The sequence below is a fragment of the Actinoplanes sp. NBRC 103695 genome (assembly GCF_030269485.1).
GTDB lineage: Bacteria > Actinomycetota > Actinomycetes > Mycobacteriales > Micromonosporaceae > Actinoplanes.
In genome coordinates this window covers 145,812-164,272 of sequence record NZ_BSTL01000021.1, presented here as the reverse complement: position 1 = coordinate 164,272, position 18,461 = coordinate 145,812, and the positions used below count along the sequence as shown (strand labels likewise).

Genomic DNA, 18,461 nt, shown 5'->3' with positions numbered 1-18,461 from the left:
GGTGCCTGTCATGCCGTGACCTCCAGGACGGTGCGGAACAGTGCGGCGGGGGAGTCCACGTCCACGACGTGGTTGAGGACGAACTCGTACGCGGCGCCGCGCTCGGTCTCGGCCGGGGAGAACGGGAAGGCCAGGCTGGGCAGGTACGGCATGTCCGGCGTGGGCAGGTGCAGCATGAGCGGGTTGGCGATCTTCGCGATCGCCGTCGCCGTCTGCTGGTCGGCCGCGTTGACCAGCAGCATCACGCCGACCTCGCGGGGTGGCCGGGTGTCCGGGTCGATGTCGGCCAGGATCGCGTCGAAGCCGTACAGCCGGATGTCGAACGCGTAGTCGTCCGCGCCCAGCCCGAGGGTCTGGGTGACCCGGTCGACCAGCACGCGGCGCAGCAGGTCCGCCCAGGTGGTGATCCGGCCGAGGATGTGCGGGTCGCGGATGGCCGTGAAGGACATCGTCTCGTAGCCGGTGATCCGGGCGCCCTCGAGCTTGTTGGTGTACTGCCCGGCGATCTCGAACCGGGAGCCCTCGACCCGGACCCGCCGGTCGTCCAGCGCGGTGTAGACGGCGTCGCCGACCTGCAGCGTCCCGGCGGGTTCCCGCATCTCGAACGGGTTCACGGTCTCGTAGAGCATGTGCGCGGCGACCGTGTGCGGCGTGCAGGCGACGTCCGGGTCGAGCGGCTCGACGGTGAAGCCGGTCGCGTCGATGGTGGCGAAGACGCCGCTGGAGCGCGGGTTCGTGGTGCACTGCGCGCCACACTCGACGATCTTGGCGGCGTGCCAGGTCGGTCCGGCCGGCATCCCGTGCATGAGCGGGAACGCCGCGGCGACCGCGGTATCGGTGGCCCGCCCGGCCAGGATCACGTCGGCGCCCTTTTCCAAAGCAAGGGCGATCGGCTCGTGGCCCATCATCGCCACGATGTGCTCGCAGCTCTCCAGGGTCGACGGGTCGAGGTCGCCGTGCGGCGCGAGCGGGTGGATCCGGTCCAGGCGCTCTTTGAGGTCGGCGGGTTGCTGTTCGCTGTAGATCCGGGCGACCCGCAGGTCGGTGCCGATTTCGGAGACGATCGAGTAGATCCAGTCCACGCCCGAATCGGTGCCGCTGGTGCCGCACGAGCCGACGATCAGCGGGATCCTCGCCTTGGCGGCTGCGGCCAGCAGGATGCGCAGGTCGCGTTTGACGGCCGCGGCGGTCGTCTTGGCGGTGCCGGTGCCCAGGTAGTGCGGGCCGGAGTCGGTGGAGCCGCCGTCCACGGCGATCACGTCCGCGCCGAGCGCCAGCCCGCGCTCGACGATCTCGGCCGGGAAGCCCGCGCCGAGCATGCCGGTGGGCACGAGGATGCGTACGGAGTCCTTCACAGGGTTCCTTTCAGGGAGCGGCCGGCCTGGCGTCCGGAGAAGAGGCAGCCGCCGAGGAAGGTGCCTTCCAGGGCGCGGTAGCCGTGCATGCCGCCACCGCCGAAGCCGCTGGCCTCACCGGCGGCGTACAGCCCGGGGACCGGCTCGCCGGCGGGGTCCAGGACCCCGCCGGCGAGGTCGGTGTGCAGGCCACCGAGCGACTTGCGGGTGAGCACGTGCAGGCGTACGGCGATCAGCGGCCCGGCGGAACGGTCGAGGATCCGGTGCGGGGTGGCCGTACGCAACAGCTTGTCGCCCCGATAGGTGCGGAAGTTGCGGATGGCCGCGATCTGCATGTCCTTGGTGAAGGTGTTGGTCAGTTCCCGGTCGCGCGCTTCGACCGTGCGCCGGATGTCCGCCGGATCGAGCAGCGGCTCGCCGGTGAGCGCGTTCATGCCCTCGACCAGCTCGTCCAGGTCGTCGGCGACCACGAAGTCGGCGCCGCGCCGCTTGAACGCCTCCACCGGCGCCGGCGCCCCGGATCGGACGCGACCCAGGACCTTGCGGATGTCGCGGCCGGTCAGGTCCGGGTTCTGCTCCGAGCCGGAGAGCGCGAACTCCTTCTCGATGATCTTCTGGGTGAGCACGAACCAGCTGTGGTCGTGACCGGTGGTGCGCAGGTGGGCGAGGGTGCCGAGGGTGTCGAAGCCGGGGTAGAGCGGCACCGGCAGGCGGCGGCCGTGCGCGTCCAGCCACAGCGACGACGGGCCGGGCAGGATGCGGATGCCGTGCTTGTCCCAGATCGGATCCCAGTTCTGGATGCCCTCGACGTAGTGCCACATCCGGTCGGGGTTGATCACGGCGCCGCCGGCCTTCTCGGTGATGCCGATCATGCGACCGTCCACATGCGCCGGCACGCCGCTGATCATGTGGGCCGGTGGGGTGCCGAGCCGCGCCGGCCAGGCCTGGCGCACCAGCTCGTGGTTGCCCCCGATGCCGCCGGAGGTCACCACGACGGCCTGGGCGGCGTACTCGAAAGCACCGATCTCCTCGCGGGAGCTGGCGGCGCCACGCACCGCGTCGCTGGGCTCGAGGACGTGCCCCGAGACACCGGTGACCCTGCCGGAGACGAGAGTCAGCGCGTCGACCCGATGCCGGAAGGCGAGCCGCACCAGGCCGCGCGACGCCGCCTCACGCACGGTCGCGATGAACGGCTCGAGCACACCGGGCCCCGTGCCCCAGGTGATGTGGAACCGCGGCACCGAGTTGCCGGGCCCCGTGGCGTCGTAGCCGCCCCGCTCGGCCCAGCCGACGATCGGAAAAATCTTGATGCCGAGGGTACGCAGCCACGAACGCTTCTCGCCGGCCGCGAAGTCGACGTATGCCTGCGCCCAGCGCCGCGGCCACGCGTCCTCGGGGCGGTCGAAGCCGGCCGTGCCCAGCCAGTCCTGCCAGGCCAGGTCGTGCGAGTCGCGGATGCCCATCCGGCGCTGCTCCGGCGAGTCCACCAGGAACAGCCCGCCGAACGACCAGAACGCCTGCCCGCCGAGGCTCTGCTCGGGCTCCTGCTCGACGACGATGACCCGCTTGCCGGCGGCGACGAGCTCCGCGGTGGCGACCAGCCCGGCCAGGCCGGCGCCGACGACGATCACGTCCGCTGTCTCCCTGGTCATGCGCTCTCCCCGATCCGGTGCGCCGGGTTGCCGGCGAGTGCGGCGTGTCCGATCTGGTGCGCCGGGTGGCCGGCCAGCGCCGCGACCAGTTCCTTGGCGCCCTCGATGCCCGCGTCGCGGCGGGCCTCGGCGGTCTGGCCGGCCATGTGCGAGTAGACGGTGATGCCGTCGACGCCACGCAGCACGCTGTCGGCGGGCAGCGGCTCCTTGCTGACGACGTCCAGGGCCGCGCCGGCGAGGTGGCCCCGGCGGACGGCGTCGGCCAGGGCGGCCTCATCGACGATCGGGCCGCGGGCGGTGTTGACGAGGTAGGCGCCCGGCTTCATCTTGGCGATGGCCGCGGCGTCGATCAGATTCCGCGTACGGTCGGTGAGCGCCGTGTGGACCGACACCACGTCCGACTCCCGCAGTACCTCGTCGAGCGCGACGTCCTTGGTGGAAAGAACGTTCGTTCCGAAGGCGCCGGCGAGAACCGCCACCCGCTGGGCCACGGCGCCGCGGCCGATCAGGCCGACGGTCTTGCCGCGCAGCTCAAAGCCGTCCTGGCGGGGCCAGCCGCCGCCGGCGACCCCGGCGGCCATCGGCACGAGCCGCCGCATCGCGGCCAGCACTATGGCAATGGTGAACTCGGCGACCGCGTTCGCGTTGATACCGGGCAGGTTGCTGACGCTGATGCCCAGCTCGGTGGCGGCGTCCACGTCGACCGAGTCGTAGCCGACGCCGGTGCGCACGATCGCCTTCAGGGTCGGCGCGTTCCGCAGGACGTGCTCGGTCATCGGCTCGTTGGCAATGAGCGCGCCCTCGACGTCCTTGAGCGCGGCGATGAGTTGCGAAGGATCGCGAGGACCACGCATCGGGTCGTGCCGGGTGGTGAACCCCAGGCCGGTCAGGTAGTGGTCCACCTCGTCGCCGGGGACGAGGTAGTCGGTGGTTATGAGAATCGTCGGCATCGCTCTCGTCCGTGTCAGAGGGTCAGGGCCTGTTCCGTCTTGCGGGCGCGGTGCAGGCGGTCGAGCTGGAGGATGACCCCGACCGCGAGCAGGGCGAGGACCGCGATCTCCAGCAGCATCCAGTCCCAGCCGGTCAGGTCGACCACCGCGCCGATCAGTGCCGGACCGCCGAAGCCGCCGAGGTACCAGGTGACCGCGAACAGGCCGGTGTAGGTGCCGAGCACCCGGCTCGACGGCGCCAGGTTCCACAGCGCCACGGCGGCGTTGATGGTGAAGGCGGCCGCACCGACCGACGCGACGCAGAATACGACGACCGTCGCGGTAGCGGTCTGCACCATCGAGCCCACGGCCAGCGCCGCGGCGAACACGGTCATGCCGGCGGCGATCGTGCGCAGCCGTCCGAAGCGTTCGGCCAGCAGGGCGGCCGGCCACGCGGCCAGCACGTAGGCGATGCCGCTGGGCAGGGTCAACCCGCCCGCCTCGCCGCGCGTGAGGCCCAGCGCCTCCATGCCGTAGGGAGTGACCAAGGAGCGCGAGGCGAACCAGGCCCCGCCGAAAAGCAGGACGGTCAGGAGCAGAAGAACCCGGCGGCGGTCCTGGTCGGTGATCAACTCGGCGACGACGCGCCGGAATCCCATCCGCTCCTCGCCGGGAGCGGCGGCGGCTTCCTCGGCCACCGCCGCCTGGTAGCCGCGCGAGGAGCTGTCGCGCACGTTGGCGAGCAGCACGGCCGTGGCGGCCAGCATGATCACCGACGGGATCAGGAACGCGGCCCGCGGGTGGTCGTCGACCACGAGCAGGCTGATCAGCGACGCGACGATGATGGTCAGCGCGGTCGCGATCTTCACCGCGGCGTTGGCCCGGCTGCGCCGCTCGGGGGAGACGAAGTCCGGCACCAGCGACTCGGCCAGCGGCCGCATGGTGTTGGCGGTGATCGCGTAGCAGAACATCACCCCGATCAGCATCGCCAGCGACGTGGTCCAGGGCAGGAACGCGAAGATCACCGCGGCCAGCGGCATGCCGACGGCGAGGTAGGGGATGCGCCGGCCCCAGCGGGTCCGGGTGTTGTCCGAGCGGTTGCCGATCCAGGGCTGGATGAAGATCCCGAGCAGGTTGTCCATGCCCATCAGGGCACCGACGAGCGCCGCGCTGCCGATGTGCTCGCGCAGCAGGACGGGGACCTGGTTGTCGTAGAAGTTCCAGGTCGACTCCTGGGCGAAGAGCGCCAGGGCGATGAAGAACACGATCTTCCGGTGGGACATCCGGCCTCCTCGCTGTGTCCCGCGTCACGTTAATTTGCTGTAGCAAAAAGGTCAACAGTTGCATCCTTTGAGATGCGATAGCATGGCTGTCATGCCTGCTTCTGAGACGCTCGCCGATCAGGCGTACCGGCAGATCCGCAGCTCGATCGCCACCGGCGAACTCGCCGGCGGGGACAAGGTGACCGAGCGCGGCATGGCCGAGCGGCTCGCGATCAGCCAGACCCCGGTCCGCGAGGCACTGCGCCGGCTGGAGCTCGACGGACTGATCGAGCGGATCGGCCCGCGGACCGTGCTGGTCGCCGCGATCCGCGACGCCGCCATCGACGACCTCGCCGAGGTGGAGGTCGGCCTGCGTGGCCTGGTCGCCCGGTTCGCCGCCCGGCACGCCACCGCCGCGCAGCTCGACGCCCTCGACGACATCCTGGACCGCGCCGACGACCTGCTGATCCTGCTCAAGGAGAAGAAGCAGGACCGGCACCTCGTCGCGCTCCTCGACACGATGCAGGAGTTCAACGACACCGTGGATGCCTGCGCGCACAACCCGATGCTGGTCCGGATGCTCGACCAGAGCCGGGTGTTCTCCCGCCCGGCCCGGCGCGAGTTGCTGATGCGCCGGGTGGCCGAGGACGAGACCTTCGGCCTGGAGCGCTACACCAGCCACCGGGCGCTGGTGCGGGCGCTGCGGGCGCGCGACTCGGTGGCGGCCGAGCGGATCGCGCTGGAGGATGTGCGGGGCGGGCTGGACGCCCTGCGCGCATCGCGGCCTTCGGTGAAGGAGACCCTGTGACCACACATCGGATCGCGGTCATCCCCGGCGACGGCATCGGCACCGAGGTCGTCCCGGCCGGGCTGGAGGCACTGGAGGCCACCGCGAGCCGCTTCGATCTGCGGCTGGAGTTCGACAGCTTCGACTTCGCCAGCGCGGACTACTGGCAGCGGCACGGCACGATGCTGCCCGCCGACTGGGAGGAGACGCTGCGGCGATACGACGCGATCTTCTTCGGGGCGGTCGGCCGGCCGGAGGTCGTACCCGATCATGTGTCCTTGTGGGGAAGTCTGCTGCAGTTCCGGCGGACCTTCGACCAGTACGTGAACCTGCGCCCCTGCCGCCTCATGCCGGGCGTGCGGAGCCCGCTGGCCGGCCGCGAACCCGGTGACATCGACTTCGTCGTCGTGCGCGAGAACACCGAGGGCGAGTACTCCAGTGTGGGCGGTCGCATCTTCGAGGGCACCGAGCGCGAGACCGTGCTGCAGGAGACGGTGATGACCCGGATCGGCGTCGACCGGGTGTTGCGGTTCGCGTTCGAGCAGGCTTCCCGGCGCCCGGCGCGGCACCTGACGTCGGCCACGAAGAGCAACGGCATCAGCATCACCATGCCCTACTGGGACGAGCGCGTGGCGGCGATGTCTTCCGCGTACCCGGACGTACGCCAGGACAAGTTCCACATCGACGCGCTGGTCGCACAGTTCGTGCTGCACCCCGAGCAGTTCGATGTGGTCGTGGCCAGCAACCTGTTCGGCGACATCCTCTCCGACCTCGGCCCGGCCTGCACCGGCACGCTGGGCATCGCCCCGAGCGCGAACATCAACCCGCAACGCGACCACCCCAGCCTCTTCGAGCCGGTGCACGGTTCCGCCCCGGACATCGCCGGGCGGGGCATCGCCAACCCGGTCGGCCAGATCTGGTGCGGCTCGATGATGCTCGAGCACCTCGGCCATCCCGACGCGGCGGCGCATCTGCTCGGCGCGATCGAGGACGTCCTGGCGTACGGGCCGTCGGACGCGCCGCTGACGCCCGACCTGCACGGCAAGGGCACGACGGCCGAGCTCGGCCACGCGATCGCCGAGCAGGTCCGCACACGGCCGTGAGGCGAAGCCGGTCAGGTGGGCGTACGCGACGGGCACGGCTGGTTCCCCAGCGGACCCCGGCCCCGCGCTGCCGTCAATCCCGGCCGGCCCCGCGCTGCCGTCAATCCCGGCCGGCCCCGCGCTGCCGTCAATCCCGGCCGGCCCCGCGCTCCCGCTTGACCAGGTCGCGGACCTCGGGAGCCACCTCGGCGGCCAGCCGCTCGGTCATGGCGTGGTCGTCGCCGCCGAAGATGAAGCCGCTGATCCCGTGCGTGAGGGCCAGGTCGGCGAGATACTCCGGCGACTTGTCGGCGCGCATGAAGTTCATCAGGCGGCGGACGGCGGCGGGGGAGCGGCCCGCCGACTCCGCGCCGTCGTCGATGCGGGCGTTCATGTCGGGCAGCGACGCGGGGCCGTCCGGCAGGTAGTCCATCGACGGCAGCCAGCCGTCGCCCTGCGCGCCGGTCAGGGCGAGCATCTTCGGCTTGTACGCGCCGATCCAGATGCCGATGTCGTGGGCCGGCTTCGGGCCCCGCTTCGCGCCGACGACCGTGTAGTGCGTGCCCTCGTGCTGCACCCGGCCGCGGGCGTCGGTGTCCCACAGGTCGCGGATGATCGGGATCGCCTCGGTCAGCGCCTCGATCGCCTTGCCCGCGGTGAGCTGGGGCCCACCCATCGCGGCGATCGGCTCGTAGAATCCGCCCGCGCCGATGCCCAGCTCGAACCGGCCGCCGCTGAGGATGTCCAGCGACGCGGCCGCCCGGGCCAGCTGCGCCGGTGGCCGCAGCGGCAGGTTGAGCACGTTGCCGGTGAACCGGACGCGTTCGGTCCGCGCGGCGGCGTACGACATCAGCGTCCAGGTGTCCAGAAAGGACGGCTGGTAGGGGTGGTCCTGGAAGGTGACCAGGTCGATGCCGGCCCGGTCGGCGGTGACCGCCAGGTCGACGGCCTGTCGCGGGTTCTGCGCGGTGGGCGTCACGAACGTGCCGAACAGCAGGTCGTGCCCGTAATCGGTCATGACGGATCCTCCAAGGTGATCGGGAAGTTGTCGCGGAACAGCAGCGTGGGGTCGTACCGGCGCTTGAGCTCCCGCAGCCGGGCGAGTGTCGCGGGCGGGAACGCGTCGCGCAGGCGTTCCGGCCGCTGGTCGGTCTCGAAGCTGAGATAGAGCCCGTCGAAATGCCGGGCCAGGCGGTCCCACGCCGCGTTCAGCCCGTCGCGGTCACCGCCCATCGCCGCGACCGAGAAAGCGGGCGTACGGTGCGCGAACGCGGTCGCCTCCGGTGCGACGTCGGCGATCGCCCCGCCCATGTGCCGGAGCTGGAAGAAATAGATCTGACCGGTACGCAGCAGAGCGGCGGCGTCGCGCGCGAAGTCGTCGGTGAGCTCCGGCAGGAACGCCGACCGGAACACCGGCTCGCCGGAACCGTGGTGCCCGGTCGGGCCCACGTCGGACGCCGAGCCCATCACCGCGGCGTACCGGGTGAGCACGACCTCCTGCTGGGCGAGCATGCCGACCGAGGCGAACGGGGTGAGCCGCTCGACGACCACCTCCGGGTCGGCCGAGTCGACCATGCCGTAGAGCTGCACGACCGACTGTCCCTGGCGGGGCGAGCCGGTGAGGAAGAAGACCGTGGTGTCCCGGGGCGCCTCGGCGGCGACCTTGCCGAAGCGCCGCAGGGCGTCCTCGATGTCCGGGGTGAGCAGGGCGAGCTGGGCCCAGCCGACCTCGTGCACCTCGCTCGCCTCGAACTCGAACGCGGTGGCGATGCCGAGGTTCGCGCCGGCGCCGCGTACACCCCAGAAAAGATCTTGGTTTTCCTCGAGAGACGCACGGACGGGTGTGCCGTCGGCGAGGACGAGCTCGACGGCGCGGAGGCGGTCGATGGTCAGGCCGTGCTCGCGGGAGAGCAGCCCGATGCCGCCCGCGGTGGCCAGTCCGCCCACCCCGACGCCGCCGTAGTCGCCGGAGCTGATCGCCCAGTCGTGCTCGTCCAGGACCGCCGCGACCTGCTTCCAGGTGGCACCCGGGCCGACCCGCACCCGCCGGGTGGCCTCGTCGAGGACCTCGACGCCGTTCAGGGCGCCGACGTCGATGACCAGGCCGCCGTCGTTGGTGGAGCGGCCGCTGACGCCGTGCCCGGCGCTGCGCACACCGAGCGGCAGATGCCGGTGCCGGCGCGCGAACGCGAGCGCGTCGGCGATCTCGGCCGGGGTGCGCGGCCGCAGCACGAGCCCCGGTGAGCCGCCGCGCATGTAGGTCGCCCGGCGGGCGCGGTAGCCCTGGTCGCCCGGCTCGATCGCCACGTCCGCCAGTGAGGCCGGGATGCCGTCGTAGTCGACGCCGTCGCGCCGCTGTGCCCGCGCGGCCGCCGACCGGGCTGGTTTCGGCCGGTCGGCGACCGCGTCGGCCAGCCGGTCGATCTCGCCGGCGGTCGTCACGGGCTGAACCTGCCGCCCGACGTGCCGGATCAGCCGGGCGCCGGCCAGGAGGTCGAATGTCTCCCGGGCCTTGTCGGCCATGGCGGGGATGTCCGCGTCGATGTCAGCCGCCAGGCCGATCTTCTCGGTCCGCCCGGCCAGCCACGCGGCCGTCGTCCAGGGGTCGAGCCCTTCGTCGTCCCCGCTCAGCACGTCCTCGCTCAGGACGACGTAATCCAGGTCACGGGACTCGGCGTGGCGGGCGAGGGCGGCGAACCCCTCGGGGTCGGACCGGGCCAGGGCCAGGTCCAGCGCGATGCCCTCTTCGTCGGCCATCCGATCCTCCGGTGGGTGTTCGATCGTCGTCTCCCTAGATAGTATTGCGAGAAGACGATCTGTCCAACAGATAGGATGGTCCGGTGAGCAACGCGACAGACGACTTCGGGGCCGCCCTCGGGGTTCTGCTGCGGTCGTACTCGGGGATGGTCGGCCCGAAGCTCGTGGACTTCCCGCACGGCGCCCGCGGCTACCAGACGCTCTGCGAGGTCCTCCAGGGTCAGCCGCCCAGCCAGGCCGCCCTCGCCGCCAGGCTCGGCATCGACCGCACGATGATGACCTACCTGATCGACGACCTGGTCGAGGCCGGCCTGGTCGAGCGCCGCCCCAACCCGGACGACCGCCGCCAGCGCCGCATCGTCGCCACCGCCGCCGGCACGGCCGCCGTCGCGGCCCTCTGCGGCCAGGTCGCCGAGGCGGAGGAGGCGGCCCTGGCCAACCTCGACCCCCAGGAGCGAGCAGCCTTCCGCACCCTGCTCACCAAGGCGGCCGGCGCCGGCCCGGTGCACACCGTCGAGGCCTGCGCGATCGTGACCGAGGCCCTGGACGCCTAGGTCGTGTCCCGTGGATCAGCCAGGGCCGCGGCGCGGCCCGGAGCGCGCCTGACTCTGGACCTCGCCTCGCACTTGGCTGACCCACGAGACACGACCTGGCCGGCGCGGTGCGGGGGCGTGGCGCTGTCGTACCGGATCGCGGAGACTGAATCACCGGAAGGAATCATGATTCAGTCATGGGGCAGGGGTCATGAGCAGCAGCAACGTTGGCGCGCTGATTGAGAAGGCTCGAGTCGCGGCTGGTCTCAGCCAGCGCGCGCTCGCCGACGCGGCAGGCATCTCGCAACCCACCTTGTCGCGGATCATCGCGGGCGACAGGGTGGCCAAGCTACCCGAAATCGTGGCGATCTCCTGGGCGACCGGCTGCACCGTCGCCCAGCTCACCGGGGCCAGCACGGTGGCTGACCGGGTCCAATGCGCGGCCCGGGCCACCAACGGCTCCGGCATGGATCAGATGCGCGACGCCCTGTTGCGCTTCCTCGAGCTGGACGACTACCTGGACGAGCAGGCCATTCCGGCATGAAGGCCGAAGGTGAGGGGCGCTCCGCAGCCGAGCGGTTCCGGCAGGAGCACCGTCTGGGTCTTCAGCCACTGGGCGACCTCGTCGCTCTGATCGAGCAGTCGGCCCACGTCGACGTCGCCGTCCTCGACGTGGGCCCGGACGAACACGGTCTGACGATGAGGGATCCGCAGCGCGGTGCCGTGTTCATCGGTGTCGCACGCAGCCGGAACCCGATGCGGCAACGAAGCACGCTGGCCCACGAGCTCGGTCACGTCGTGTTCCAGGACTGGACGGTCAACACCGCCTGCGACTGGAGCACCCGGTCGCCGGTCGAGAGCCGTGCCGATGCCTTCGCCCGGCACCTGTTGCTCCCGCTGGACGGGTTGACGGCATTTCTCGCAGATGTGCGAGAGGTCGGGCCGGCCATCCTCTCGGCCGTCGTCCAACGATTCCTGGTGTCACCGCCGATCGCCGGGCCCCGCGGCCGCGGTCTGGAAGAAGCTGGTACCTACCTGGATCCAGATCCTCCCCGACGAACTGACGCCGGAGCTCGCCCGAGTCGTCGGCCGAATCACGCGACAACCGATGGCCGAGCGCCTCAGGCAGTCCAAGGACCTGGGCGAGACGATGGTGATCGCCCACGCGGTCGTGGCCGCGGACGCAGGCGCCGACGTCATCGTGCTGATCGACGACGGGCTCGGGGCACAGACAGCCACAGGCGAGATCCGTCGCCTGGACCGGCGCCGAACCACCGGCAGCGCGATCGGATCGATCAGATTGGCGAGCACGTTGACAGTCCTGGAGAAGGCGGCAGGTACCGCGCATGTCGCGGACACAGCCCAGATGCGCGAGATCTATCAACGGTTACGCAACCTCGATGACGGCTTGCCGCCCATCGAGAAGACTCCGCTCCTCACCACGGTGCGGTGGAAGAGCGGAGCCTGACGGCTCAGAGATCCACCAGGTCGAGGTCGACCAGGCTGTCGACGCTGTCGGTGATCGTGGTCTCGGCCGGGCGGGGACGCCAGCCGAGGGACTTGGCGCGGTCGTTGTGGATGACCGGGCGGGCCGGATCGGGGCCCGGCGCCTCCTCGGCCGGCACCCTCGCGGCTCGGTCGCCGAAATGCCTGCGCAGGGTGTCGGCCAGTTCCAGGAAGCTCATCGTGCCGGTGTCGGAGACGGCCAGGAAGCGGCGGCCCGCCGCCTCGGGTGCGGCCATCGCCCGGAGGTGCAGGTCGGCTACGTCCCGGACGTCGGCGATGCCGAAGCGCTGGCGGGGCACCGCGGTCATCGTTCCCTCGAGCATCATCTTCAGCAGCTGCATCGACGAACCGAGGCCGGTGGTGAGGGTGGGGCCGAGGATGAAGGTCGGGTTGACCACGACCAGCTCGGTCGCTCCGCGGTCGAAGTTCCAGGCAGCGCGTTCGGCGATCGTCTTGGAACGGGGATACGGCGGCAGGCCCGGCACGTCCGGGTCGGTCCAGTCGTCCTCGGTGAAGTCGGGCACCGGCTTGGGGGTGTAGCCGACGGCCGCGAACGACGAGGTCAACACCACCCGCCGGGCACCGGCGTCGCGGGCCGCCCGGAGCACCCGCAGGGTGCCGTCGCGGGCGGGCACGATCAGGTCGTCCGGATCCGAGGGCTGGGCGACCGGGATCGGCGACGCGACGTGGTGGATCTCGGCGCAGCCGGCCACCGCGGCAGCCCAGCCGTCGTCCGACGACAGATCCGCCTCGACGACGGTCAGGCCCGCGTCGTCGGCGCCACCCCGGCGGACCGCCGCGCGCAGGGCGGAATCCGAGCGGGACACCGAGCGCACCGTGGTGCGGACCGGGCGCCCGGCGCGCAGCAGCGCGGCGATCAGGTGCGTGCCCACGTACCCGGAACCACCGGTGACCAGGACCGGGCTCATCGCGTACCCACCCCGAGGTAGGGGATGACCTCGTGCAGGCGCTCCCACGCGGCGGCCTCCGCACCGGGATCGCCTCGGTGCCGGGCGTCCCACACCGCCGCCTTCTCGCGCAGGTAGCCGAGCCGGGCCCGCTGCGCCTCGATCTCCGCCTCGACCCGGTCCGCGTGCCGCAGCAGCAGGTCCCGCTGCTCGGCGTACGCCTCCCGGCCCCGCCCGCGGTTGGCCAGGTAGGTGCGCATCTCCTCGATGCCCACGCCGACCGCGCGCAGGCAGGCCAGCACCTCGATCGCGTTCACGTCGTCGGGGCCGTAGCGGCGGTGCCCGCTTCTCTCGTCACGGCCGATCGGGCCGATCAGCCCCACGTCCTCGTAGTAGCGCAGCGTGGGCTCGCTCAGCCCGCTGTGCCGGGACGCGTCCTGGATGGTCATGGTTGACATGCGTCCAGGAGAACAAACCTCAAGCGCTTGAGGTCAAGAACTCCACGGTCACGGTGAGGCCGCCGTCCGGACCTGGCTCGCCGACGGCGGTGCCACCGTGCGCCCGGGCGACCGCGCGGACGATCGACAGGCCCAGCCCGGTGCCGGTGGCCGAGCCCACCCGGTCGGTGAGGCGCTGGAAGGGCTCGAAGAGGCGCGGGATCTCGTACGCGGCGATCACCGGGCCGGAGTTGGTGACCGTCAGCCGGCCCGGCTCGCAGGTCACCGCAACCGATCGGCCGTGGATGACCGCGTTCTCGACCAGGTTCTGCACCATTCTCTCCAGCAGCACGGGGTCGCCGGCCATCGGCGAGGGCGACACCGTCACCTCGGCGACCTCATGGAGCGACGCCACGTGCCGGGTGATCTCGGCGAGGTCGACGGGTACCGGATCGACCAGATCCTGATCGCCGCGGGCGAGCAGCAGCAGGCCGTCGATCAGCCGCTCGTGCCGGGCGTTGATCACCAGCAGGGTTTCGCCGAGCCGGCGTACGTCGGGGGAGGGGTCGGGGTGGCTCAGCGCGACCTCGATCAGCGTGCGGTTGATGGCCAGCGGGGTGCGCAGCTCGTGTGAGGCGTTGGCGGCGAACCGGCGCTGCGCCGCGAACGCCGCGTCCAGGCGGGCGAGCATGTCGTCGACGGTGTCCGCGAGCCGGCGCAGCTCGTCGCGTGGCCCGGTCATCGCGATGCGTTCGTGCAGGTTGCGGTCGGCGATCCGGCGCGCGGTCGCGGTGATCTCGGCGAGCGGGCGCAGCGTACGCCCGGCGGCGAACCAGGCCGCCCACACCCCGGCGATCGCGACCGCACCCAGCGCGACCCCGCCCTGCTGGAGCAGCGAGCGCAGCGTCGCGGACCGGAAGTCGGTCTGCAGCTTGGTCGCCAGCTGGAACATCTCCGGCGAGGTCGGCCCGCTGGCGGGCCGGGCGGGAGTGGCCTGGACCGCGACGCCGTGGACGGTTCTCGACAGCATCAGCGCGTCGACCTGCTGCCCGGCCAGCGCCTGTGCCAGCAGCAGGTAGGTGATCGTCAGCAGCACGGCCCCGGCCAGCACGAACAGGCCGCCGTACAGCGCGGTGAGCCGCAGCCGAACCGTCATCCGATGTCTCATCTGAGCTGGTACCCCACTCCGGTGATCGTCTCGACCACCTGCGGCGGCCCTAGTTTGCGGCGCAGGGTCATCATCGTGACCCGGACGACGTTGGTGAACGGGTCGGTGTTCTCGTCCCAGGCCCGTTCCAGCAGCTGCTCGGTGGTGACCACGGCGCCGTCGGCACGCAGCAGTTCCTCGAGCACCGCGAACTCCTTGCGGGACAGCCCGACGACGCGGCCGTCACGGAACACCTCGCGGTGGGCGGTGTCCAGGCTGACGCCGGCCCGGGACAGCACCGGCGGCGCGGCCGGGCGGGCGCGGCGGCCCAGCGCACGGACCCGGGCGACCAGTTCCGCGAAGGCGAACGGCTTGGCCAGGTAGTCGTCGGCGCCCAGGTCCAGGCCGCGCACCCGGTCGCTGAGTTCGCCGGCCGCGGTGAGCATCAGAATCCGCACGTCGGCCTTGCTTTCGACAACGGCCCGGCACACGTCGTCGCCGTGCACCCGGGGCATGTCGCGGTCGAGCACGAGGACGTCGTACTCGTTGACCGCCAGCCGCTGCAGCGCCGCGTCGCCGTCGTGCACGGTGTCGACGGCCAGCGCCTGGAGCCGCAGCCCCTCGGCGATGGCCTCGGCCATCACGACCTCGTCCTCGGCGATCAATACGCGCATCGGGACATGGTTACCGAACCGGATATAAGAAAGCTGTAAGCGTTCGCGCTGATGATGACCTTATGGCCGGCACGGTGTGCTCTCCGGCATGAGAAGACTCCTCCTACCGATCCTGCTCGTGACCGTCGCGCTGGGCGGGTGTGGCAAGACCGACGACGCCGCCGCGCCGGCCCCGTCCGCCTCGGCCGACGAGAAGGGCCAGCTGCGGGCGTACGCGAAATGCATGCGCCAGAACGGCGTCGACATGCCGGACCCGAACGGCGACGGCGTGCTCGGCGCGCCGGCCGTGAAGATCGGCTCGCCGGAGGCGGAGAAGATGGAGGCCGCCTCGGAGAAGTGCCGCACGCTGCTGCCGGCCGGCGCCGGTGGCGAGCCGCCGAAGATGTCACCGGAGGACATCGAGAAGGCGCGGGCGCAGTCGAAGTGCATGCGCGAGAACGGCCTGCCCGACTACCCCGACCCCGACCCGGAGACCGGGACCATCGCCCTCTCCGAGACGAAAATCGACTTCGAGGCGATGAAGAAGGCCTCGGAGAAGTGCAAGGGCCTGGGGCCGGGCTCGACCCTGCTCACCAAATGAGGCGGTGGATCATCGGCGGGGCGGCCGCGATCGTCGTGGCCGGCGCGGTGGCCGTGGTGGTCACGCACCGTTCCACCGACGCGCCGGCCGCGGCGCCACCGCCGGCCACGACCAAGGTGGCGCGGGAGACGCTGTCGGGTTCGGTCACGGTCGATGGAGATCTGGGGTACGGCGAGACGGTGCCGATCCTGGCCAAGGCGACCGGCACCGTGACGTGGCTGCCCAAGGTGGGCGCCACCGTCGAACGCGGCGACCCGGTGCTCCGCGCCGACAACCTCCCGGTCGTGCTGCTCTACGGCGTGCTCCCGATGTACCGCGAGCTGCGGCCCGGCGTCGAAGGGCCGGACGTGGCCCTGCTCGAACGCAACCTGCGCGACCTCGGCTTCGGCGGCTTCACGGTGGACGACGAGTACACCGACCTCACAGCCAAGGCGGTGCGCCGCTGGCAGGAGAACCTGGGCCGGAAGGAGACCGGGGTGGTCGACCCGTCCTGGCTGGTCGTCGCCGACGGCGCGATCCGGATCGCCGAGCTGCGCGTGCGTCCCGGTGCGCCGGCCACGGGTGAGGTGCTCGGCTACACCGGCGCCGAGTCGGTGGTCACGGTCAAGGTGGACGCGGATCAGGCCGGCTGGGCGCAGCCCGGCGTCAAGGTGACGGTCACGCTGCCCGACGGCAAGGAGACCCCGGGCACGGTCGCGTCGATCGGCGCGAAGGCGGAACCCAAGGAGCCGGGCGAGACGCCCAAGGTTCCGGTGATGGTCACGCTCGGCGCGAAGCTCGGCAAACTGCGCGAAGGGCCGGTCACCGCCACGTACGTCAGCGAACAGCGCAAGAACGTGCTCACCGTGCCGGTCGCGGCGTTGGTCGCCCTCGCCGAGGGCGGTTACGGCCTGGAGGTGACCGAGGGCGGCGGCACCCGATTCCTGCCGGTCCAGGTGGGGTTGTTCGCCGACGGCAAGGCAGAGGTACGCGGTGCGGGCCTGGCCGAGGGCCTGACGGTGGGGATGCCGTCGTGATCGCCATGACCCGCGTCGGCAAGGTCTATCCGGGTGGCGTGACCGCCCTGGACGACGTCTCCCTCTCGGTCGAGGACGGGGAGATGCTCGCCGTGGTCGGTCCGTCCGGGTCGGGCAAGTCCACGATGCTGCACCTGCTCGGGGCGCTCGACCGGCCGTCCACCGGCACCGTACGCATCGACGGTCACGACGTCGCCGCCTTGCCCGACCGGTCGTTGTCCGCCCTGCGCGCCCGGACGATCGGGTTCGTCTTCCAGCAGTTCCACCTCAGCGGCGGGGTGTCCGCCCTGGACAACGTCGCCGACGGCCTGCTCTACACCGGGGTGCGCCGCCGCGAGCGCCGGTCCCGGGCCGCGCGGGCGCTGGACCGGGTCGGCCTCGGGCATCGCGCCCACCACCGGCCGCACGAGATGTCCGGCGGCGAACGCCAGCGGGTCGCGATCGCCCGCGCGGTGGTCGCCGACCCGGCGCTGCTGCTCGCCGACGAGCCGACCGGCAACCTGGACTCGGCCTCCGGCACGGTCGTCATGGATCTGCTGCACGACCTGCACCGGGCCGGCACGACGACCGTGGTCATCACGCACGACCGGGACATCGCGGCCGCCCTGCCCCGGCGGGTGGCGCTGCGTGACGGACAGCTGGTGGACGCATGACGAGTCCACTACGACCGGCCCGCCTGGCCGGCTCGGACGTGCTGCGGCTCGGGGCGTCCGGGTTGCGCTCCCGGCCGCTGCGCATGGTGCTGTCCGCGGCGGGCATCGCGATCGGCATCGCGGCCATGCTCGCCGTGGTCGGGATCTCCGCGTCCAGCCGCGCCGACCTGGACCAGGCACTGGCGGCTCTCGGTACCGACCTGCTCACCGTCGCGCCCGGCGAGACCCTGAGCGGCGGCGAGGCGAAACTGCCGCCCGAGTCGCTGGTGATGGCCGGCCGGATCGCGACGGTCCGCTCGGTCAGCGCCACCGCCCGGCTGAAGGCGAAGGTCTACCGCAACGAGCACATCCCGGTCGCCGAGAACAGCAGCGTGGCGGTGCTCGCCGCCCGCGCCGACCTGCTGGACACACTCGAGGGGCGTACCGCCCGGGGACGCTGGCTGACGGCGATCGTGCCGGGCACACCCGCGGTGGTGCTCGGCGCCGCGGCGGCCCAGCGTCTCGGCATCCACGCGCCCGGCCCGCGGCTGTGGCTGGGCGGCCAGTGGTTCTCGGTGGTCGGCATCCTCGAGCCCGCGCCGCTCGCGCCGGAACTCGACTCGTCCGCGCTGGTCGACTGGTCCACCGCCGCCCGGCTGCTGGACTTCGACGGCCACCCGACCATGGTGTACACGCGGTCCGGTGCGGTGGAGGCGGTGCGCCGGCTGCTCGGCGCGACGGTCAACCCGGCGGCGCCCAACGAGGTGAAGGTGTCCCGCCCGTCCGACGCGCTGGCCGCCGCCCGGGCGACCGACACCGCCCTGAACGGCCTGCTCCTCGGCCTCGGCGCGGTCGCCCTGCTGGTCGGCGGCGTCGGCGTGGCCAACACGATGGTCATCTCGGTGCTGGAACGGCGCGGCGAGATCGGTCTGCGGCGTGCGCTCGGCGCCACCGGCGTCCACATCTGCCAGCAGTTCCTGACCGAGTCGCTGCTGCTGTCCACACTCGGCGGCCTGGCCGGCGCCGCGGCCGGCGCGCTGGTCACGGCCGGCTGGTCGTGGTGGCAGTCCTGGCCGGTGGCGATCCCGCCGTGGGCACCAGCCGGCGGCCTGGCCGCGACCGTCCTGGTCGGAGTGGTGGCCGGCCTCTACCCGGCGGTCCGGGCCGCGCGCCTGGCCCCGACCGAGGCACTCGCCCGATGACG

20 protein-coding genes and 1 pseudogene are annotated in these 18,461 nt (G+C 71.9%); 10 read left to right on the top strand and 11 right to left on the bottom strand.

From position 1 onward, the window contains the following. Nucleotides 1-8: 8 nt before the first annotated feature. From QSK31_RS33580 to QSK31_RS33565, 4 genes are read right to left on the bottom strand one after another with little or no spacing between them, the layout of a single operon-like run. Nucleotides 9-1,355, bottom strand: coding sequence for an acyclic terpene utilization AtuA family protein (locus QSK31_RS33580; protein ID WP_285688609.1), 1,347 nt, complete (start codon nt 1,353-1,355; stop codon nt 9-11). Beyond that, the gene (locus tag QSK31_RS33575) at nt 1,352-3,007 is read right to left on the bottom strand and encodes an FAD-binding dehydrogenase (RefSeq protein ID WP_285688608.1); all 1,656 of its coding nucleotides are present in this window, start codon (nt 3,005-3,007) and stop codon (nt 1,352-1,354) included. The genes QSK31_RS33580 and QSK31_RS33575 overlap by 4 nt, the downstream gene beginning before the upstream one ends. Next, a complete protein-coding gene (locus QSK31_RS33570; RefSeq protein WP_285688607.1) occupies nt 3,004-3,957 on the bottom strand; it encodes an NAD(P)-dependent oxidoreductase in 954 nt (317 codons plus the stop codon). Before QSK31_RS33570 ends, QSK31_RS33575 begins: the two co-directional genes overlap by 4 nt. A 14-nt stretch (nt 3,958-3,971) precedes the next feature. Continuing rightward, nucleotides 3,972-5,219 carry an MFS transporter gene (locus QSK31_RS33565; RefSeq protein ID WP_285688606.1) on the bottom strand — a complete coding sequence of 416 codons (1,248 nt, stop codon included), beginning with the start codon at nt 5,217-5,219 and terminating at the stop codon, nt 3,972-3,974. Between the two features lie 91 nt (nt 5,220-5,310). On the opposite strand from QSK31_RS33565, the gene QSK31_RS33560 reads away from it, so the two are divergent. Together QSK31_RS33560 and QSK31_RS33555 are read left to right on the top strand one after the other, a co-directional pair. Beyond that, entirely contained in the window at nt 5,311-6,006 is a 696-nt protein-coding gene (locus tag QSK31_RS33560; protein WP_285688605.1) for a GntR family transcriptional regulator, read from the top strand. Further along, nucleotides 6,003-7,088, top strand: coding sequence for a tartrate dehydrogenase (locus tag QSK31_RS33555; RefSeq protein WP_285688604.1), 1,086 nt, complete (start codon nt 6,003-6,005; stop codon nt 7,086-7,088). Before QSK31_RS33560 ends, QSK31_RS33555 begins: the two co-directional genes overlap by 4 nt. Nucleotides 7,089-7,215: 127 nt before the next feature. On the opposite strand, the gene QSK31_RS33550 is transcribed toward QSK31_RS33555, so the two are convergent. Next, the gene (locus QSK31_RS33550; protein WP_285688603.1) at nt 7,216-8,085 is read right to left on the bottom strand and encodes an LLM class flavin-dependent oxidoreductase; all 870 of its coding nucleotides are present in this window, start codon (nt 8,083-8,085) and stop codon (nt 7,216-7,218) included. Beyond that, on the bottom strand, nt 8,082-9,824 hold the full coding sequence (locus tag QSK31_RS33545; protein ID WP_285688602.1) for an FAD-binding protein: 1,743 nt from the start codon (nt 9,822-9,824) through the stop codon (nt 8,082-8,084). The genes QSK31_RS33550 and QSK31_RS33545 overlap by 4 nt, the downstream gene beginning before the upstream one ends. Nucleotides 9,825-9,907: 83 nt before the next feature. Here QSK31_RS33545 and QSK31_RS33540 point away from each other — a divergent pair, with 83 nt between their 5' ends. Both QSK31_RS33540 and QSK31_RS33535 read left to right on the top strand, forming a co-directional pair. Beyond that, nucleotides 9,908-10,378, top strand: coding sequence for a MarR family winged helix-turn-helix transcriptional regulator (locus QSK31_RS33540; protein ID WP_285688601.1), 471 nt, complete (start codon nt 9,908-9,910; stop codon nt 10,376-10,378). 190 nt (nt 10,379-10,568) lie between these two features. Further along, a complete protein-coding gene (locus tag QSK31_RS33535; RefSeq protein WP_285688600.1) occupies nt 10,569-10,901 on the top strand; it encodes a helix-turn-helix domain-containing protein in 333 nt (110 codons plus the stop codon). On the opposite strand, the gene QSK31_RS33530 is transcribed toward QSK31_RS33535, so the two are convergent. Further along, on the bottom strand, nt 10,871-11,152 hold the full coding sequence (locus QSK31_RS33530) for a hypothetical protein (RefSeq protein ID WP_285688626.1): 282 nt from the start codon (nt 11,150-11,152) through the stop codon (nt 10,871-10,873). The two genes, QSK31_RS33535 and QSK31_RS33530, sit on opposite strands and share 31 nt — an antisense overlap. On the opposite strand from QSK31_RS33530, the pseudogene QSK31_RS33525 reads away from it, so the two are divergent. Further along, nucleotides 11,114-11,224 (top strand): annotated as a pseudogene (locus tag QSK31_RS33525) (ImmA/IrrE family metallo-endopeptidase); the annotation flags it as partial. The gene QSK31_RS33530 and the pseudogene QSK31_RS33525 overlap by 39 nt on opposite strands. 241 nt (nt 11,225-11,465) lie before the next feature. Further along, nucleotides 11,466-11,825: a PIN domain-containing protein gene (locus QSK31_RS33520; protein WP_285688625.1), complete on the top strand. Its 360-nt coding sequence runs from the start codon at nt 11,466-11,468 to the stop codon at nt 11,823-11,825. A 4-nt stretch (nt 11,826-11,829) separates the two neighbouring features. Here the strand turns inward: QSK31_RS33520 and QSK31_RS33515 are convergent, their stop codons facing one another. From QSK31_RS33515 to QSK31_RS33500, 4 genes are read right to left on the bottom strand one after another with little or no spacing between them, the layout of a single operon-like run. Then, a complete protein-coding gene (locus tag QSK31_RS33515; protein ID WP_285688599.1) occupies nt 11,830-12,792 on the bottom strand; it encodes an NAD-dependent epimerase/dehydratase family protein in 963 nt (320 codons plus the stop codon). Beyond that, on the bottom strand, nt 12,789-13,229 hold the full coding sequence (locus QSK31_RS33510) for a MerR family transcriptional regulator (RefSeq protein WP_285688598.1): 441 nt from the start codon (nt 13,227-13,229) through the stop codon (nt 12,789-12,791). The genes QSK31_RS33515 and QSK31_RS33510 overlap by 4 nt, the downstream gene beginning before the upstream one ends. Nucleotides 13,230-13,248: 19 nt before the next feature. Next, complete coding sequence (locus QSK31_RS33505; RefSeq protein WP_285688597.1) at nt 13,249-14,364, bottom strand: sensor histidine kinase; 1,116 nt, start codon at nt 14,362-14,364, stop codon at nt 13,249-13,251. An 8-nt stretch (nt 14,365-14,372) separates the two neighbouring features. Beyond that, on the bottom strand, nt 14,373-15,029 hold the full coding sequence (locus QSK31_RS33500; RefSeq protein WP_285688596.1) for a response regulator transcription factor: 657 nt from the start codon (nt 15,027-15,029) through the stop codon (nt 14,373-14,375). Between the two features lie 88 nt (nt 15,030-15,117). On the opposite strand from QSK31_RS33500, the gene QSK31_RS33495 reads away from it, so the two are divergent. The 4 genes from QSK31_RS33495 to QSK31_RS33480 are packed head-to-tail and all read left to right on the top strand — an operon-like array spanning nt 15,118 to nt 18,459. After that, nucleotides 15,118-15,609, top strand: coding sequence for a hypothetical protein (locus QSK31_RS33495; protein WP_285688595.1), 492 nt, complete (start codon nt 15,118-15,120; stop codon nt 15,607-15,609). Next, nucleotides 15,606-16,625, top strand: a complete 1,020-nt coding sequence (locus QSK31_RS33490) for a peptidoglycan-binding protein (protein ID WP_285688594.1) — start codon at nt 15,606-15,608, stop codon at nt 16,623-16,625. The genes QSK31_RS33495 and QSK31_RS33490 overlap by 4 nt, the downstream gene beginning before the upstream one ends. Beyond that, nucleotides 16,622-17,278 (top strand): ABC transporter ATP-binding protein, encoded by a 657-nt coding sequence (locus tag QSK31_RS33485; protein WP_285688593.1) that lies wholly within the window; start codon nt 16,622-16,624, stop codon nt 17,276-17,278. Before QSK31_RS33490 ends, QSK31_RS33485 begins: the two co-directional genes overlap by 4 nt. Beyond that, a complete protein-coding gene (locus tag QSK31_RS33480) occupies nt 17,275-18,459 on the top strand; it encodes an ABC transporter permease (RefSeq protein ID WP_285688592.1) in 1,185 nt (394 codons plus the stop codon). Before QSK31_RS33485 ends, QSK31_RS33480 begins: the two co-directional genes overlap by 4 nt. Nucleotides 18,460-18,461 lie beyond the last annotated feature (2 nt).

Coding starts and splice junctions, on each gene's coding strand:
- QSK31_RS33575 (WP_285688608.1), bottom strand. CDS start 3,007: ATGACCAGGGAGACAGCGGACGTGATCGTCGTCGGCGCCGGCCTGGCC.
- QSK31_RS33570 (WP_285688607.1), bottom strand. CDS start 3,957: ATGCCGACGATTCTCATAACCACCGACTACCTCGTCCCCGGCGACGAG.
- QSK31_RS33565 (WP_285688606.1), bottom strand. CDS start 5,219: ATGTCCCACCGGAAGATCGTGTTCTTCATCGCCCTGGCGCTCTTCGCC.
- QSK31_RS33560 (WP_285688605.1), top strand. CDS start 5,311: ATGCCTGCTTCTGAGACGCTCGCCGATCAGGCGTACCGGCAGATCCGC.
- QSK31_RS33550 (WP_285688603.1), bottom strand. CDS start 8,085: ATGACCGATTACGGGCACGACCTGCTGTTCGGCACGTTCGTGACGCCC.
- QSK31_RS33545 (WP_285688602.1), bottom strand. CDS start 9,824: ATGGCCGACGAAGAGGGCATCGCGCTGGACCTGGCCCTGGCCCGGTCC.
- QSK31_RS33535 (WP_285688600.1), top strand. CDS start 10,569: ATGAGCAGCAGCAACGTTGGCGCGCTGATTGAGAAGGCTCGAGTCGCG.
- QSK31_RS33520 (WP_285688625.1), top strand. CDS start 11,466: ATGGCCGAGCGCCTCAGGCAGTCCAAGGACCTGGGCGAGACGATGGTG.
- QSK31_RS33515 (WP_285688599.1), bottom strand. CDS start 12,792: ATGAGCCCGGTCCTGGTCACCGGTGGTTCCGGGTACGTGGGCACGCAC.
- QSK31_RS33510 (WP_285688598.1), bottom strand. CDS start 13,229: ATGTCAACCATGACCATCCAGGACGCGTCCCGGCACAGCGGGCTGAGC.
- QSK31_RS33505 (WP_285688597.1), bottom strand. CDS start 14,364: ATGACGGTTCGGCTGCGGCTCACCGCGCTGTACGGCGGCCTGTTCGTG.
- QSK31_RS33500 (WP_285688596.1), bottom strand. CDS start 15,029: ATGCGCGTATTGATCGCCGAGGACGAGGTCGTGATGGCCGAGGCCATC.
- QSK31_RS33495 (WP_285688595.1), top strand. CDS start 15,118: ATGAGAAGACTCCTCCTACCGATCCTGCTCGTGACCGTCGCGCTGGGC.
- QSK31_RS33490 (WP_285688594.1), top strand. CDS start 15,606: ATGAGGCGGTGGATCATCGGCGGGGCGGCCGCGATCGTCGTGGCCGGC.
- QSK31_RS33480 (WP_285688592.1), top strand. CDS start 17,275: ATGACGAGTCCACTACGACCGGCCCGCCTGGCCGGCTCGGACGTGCTG.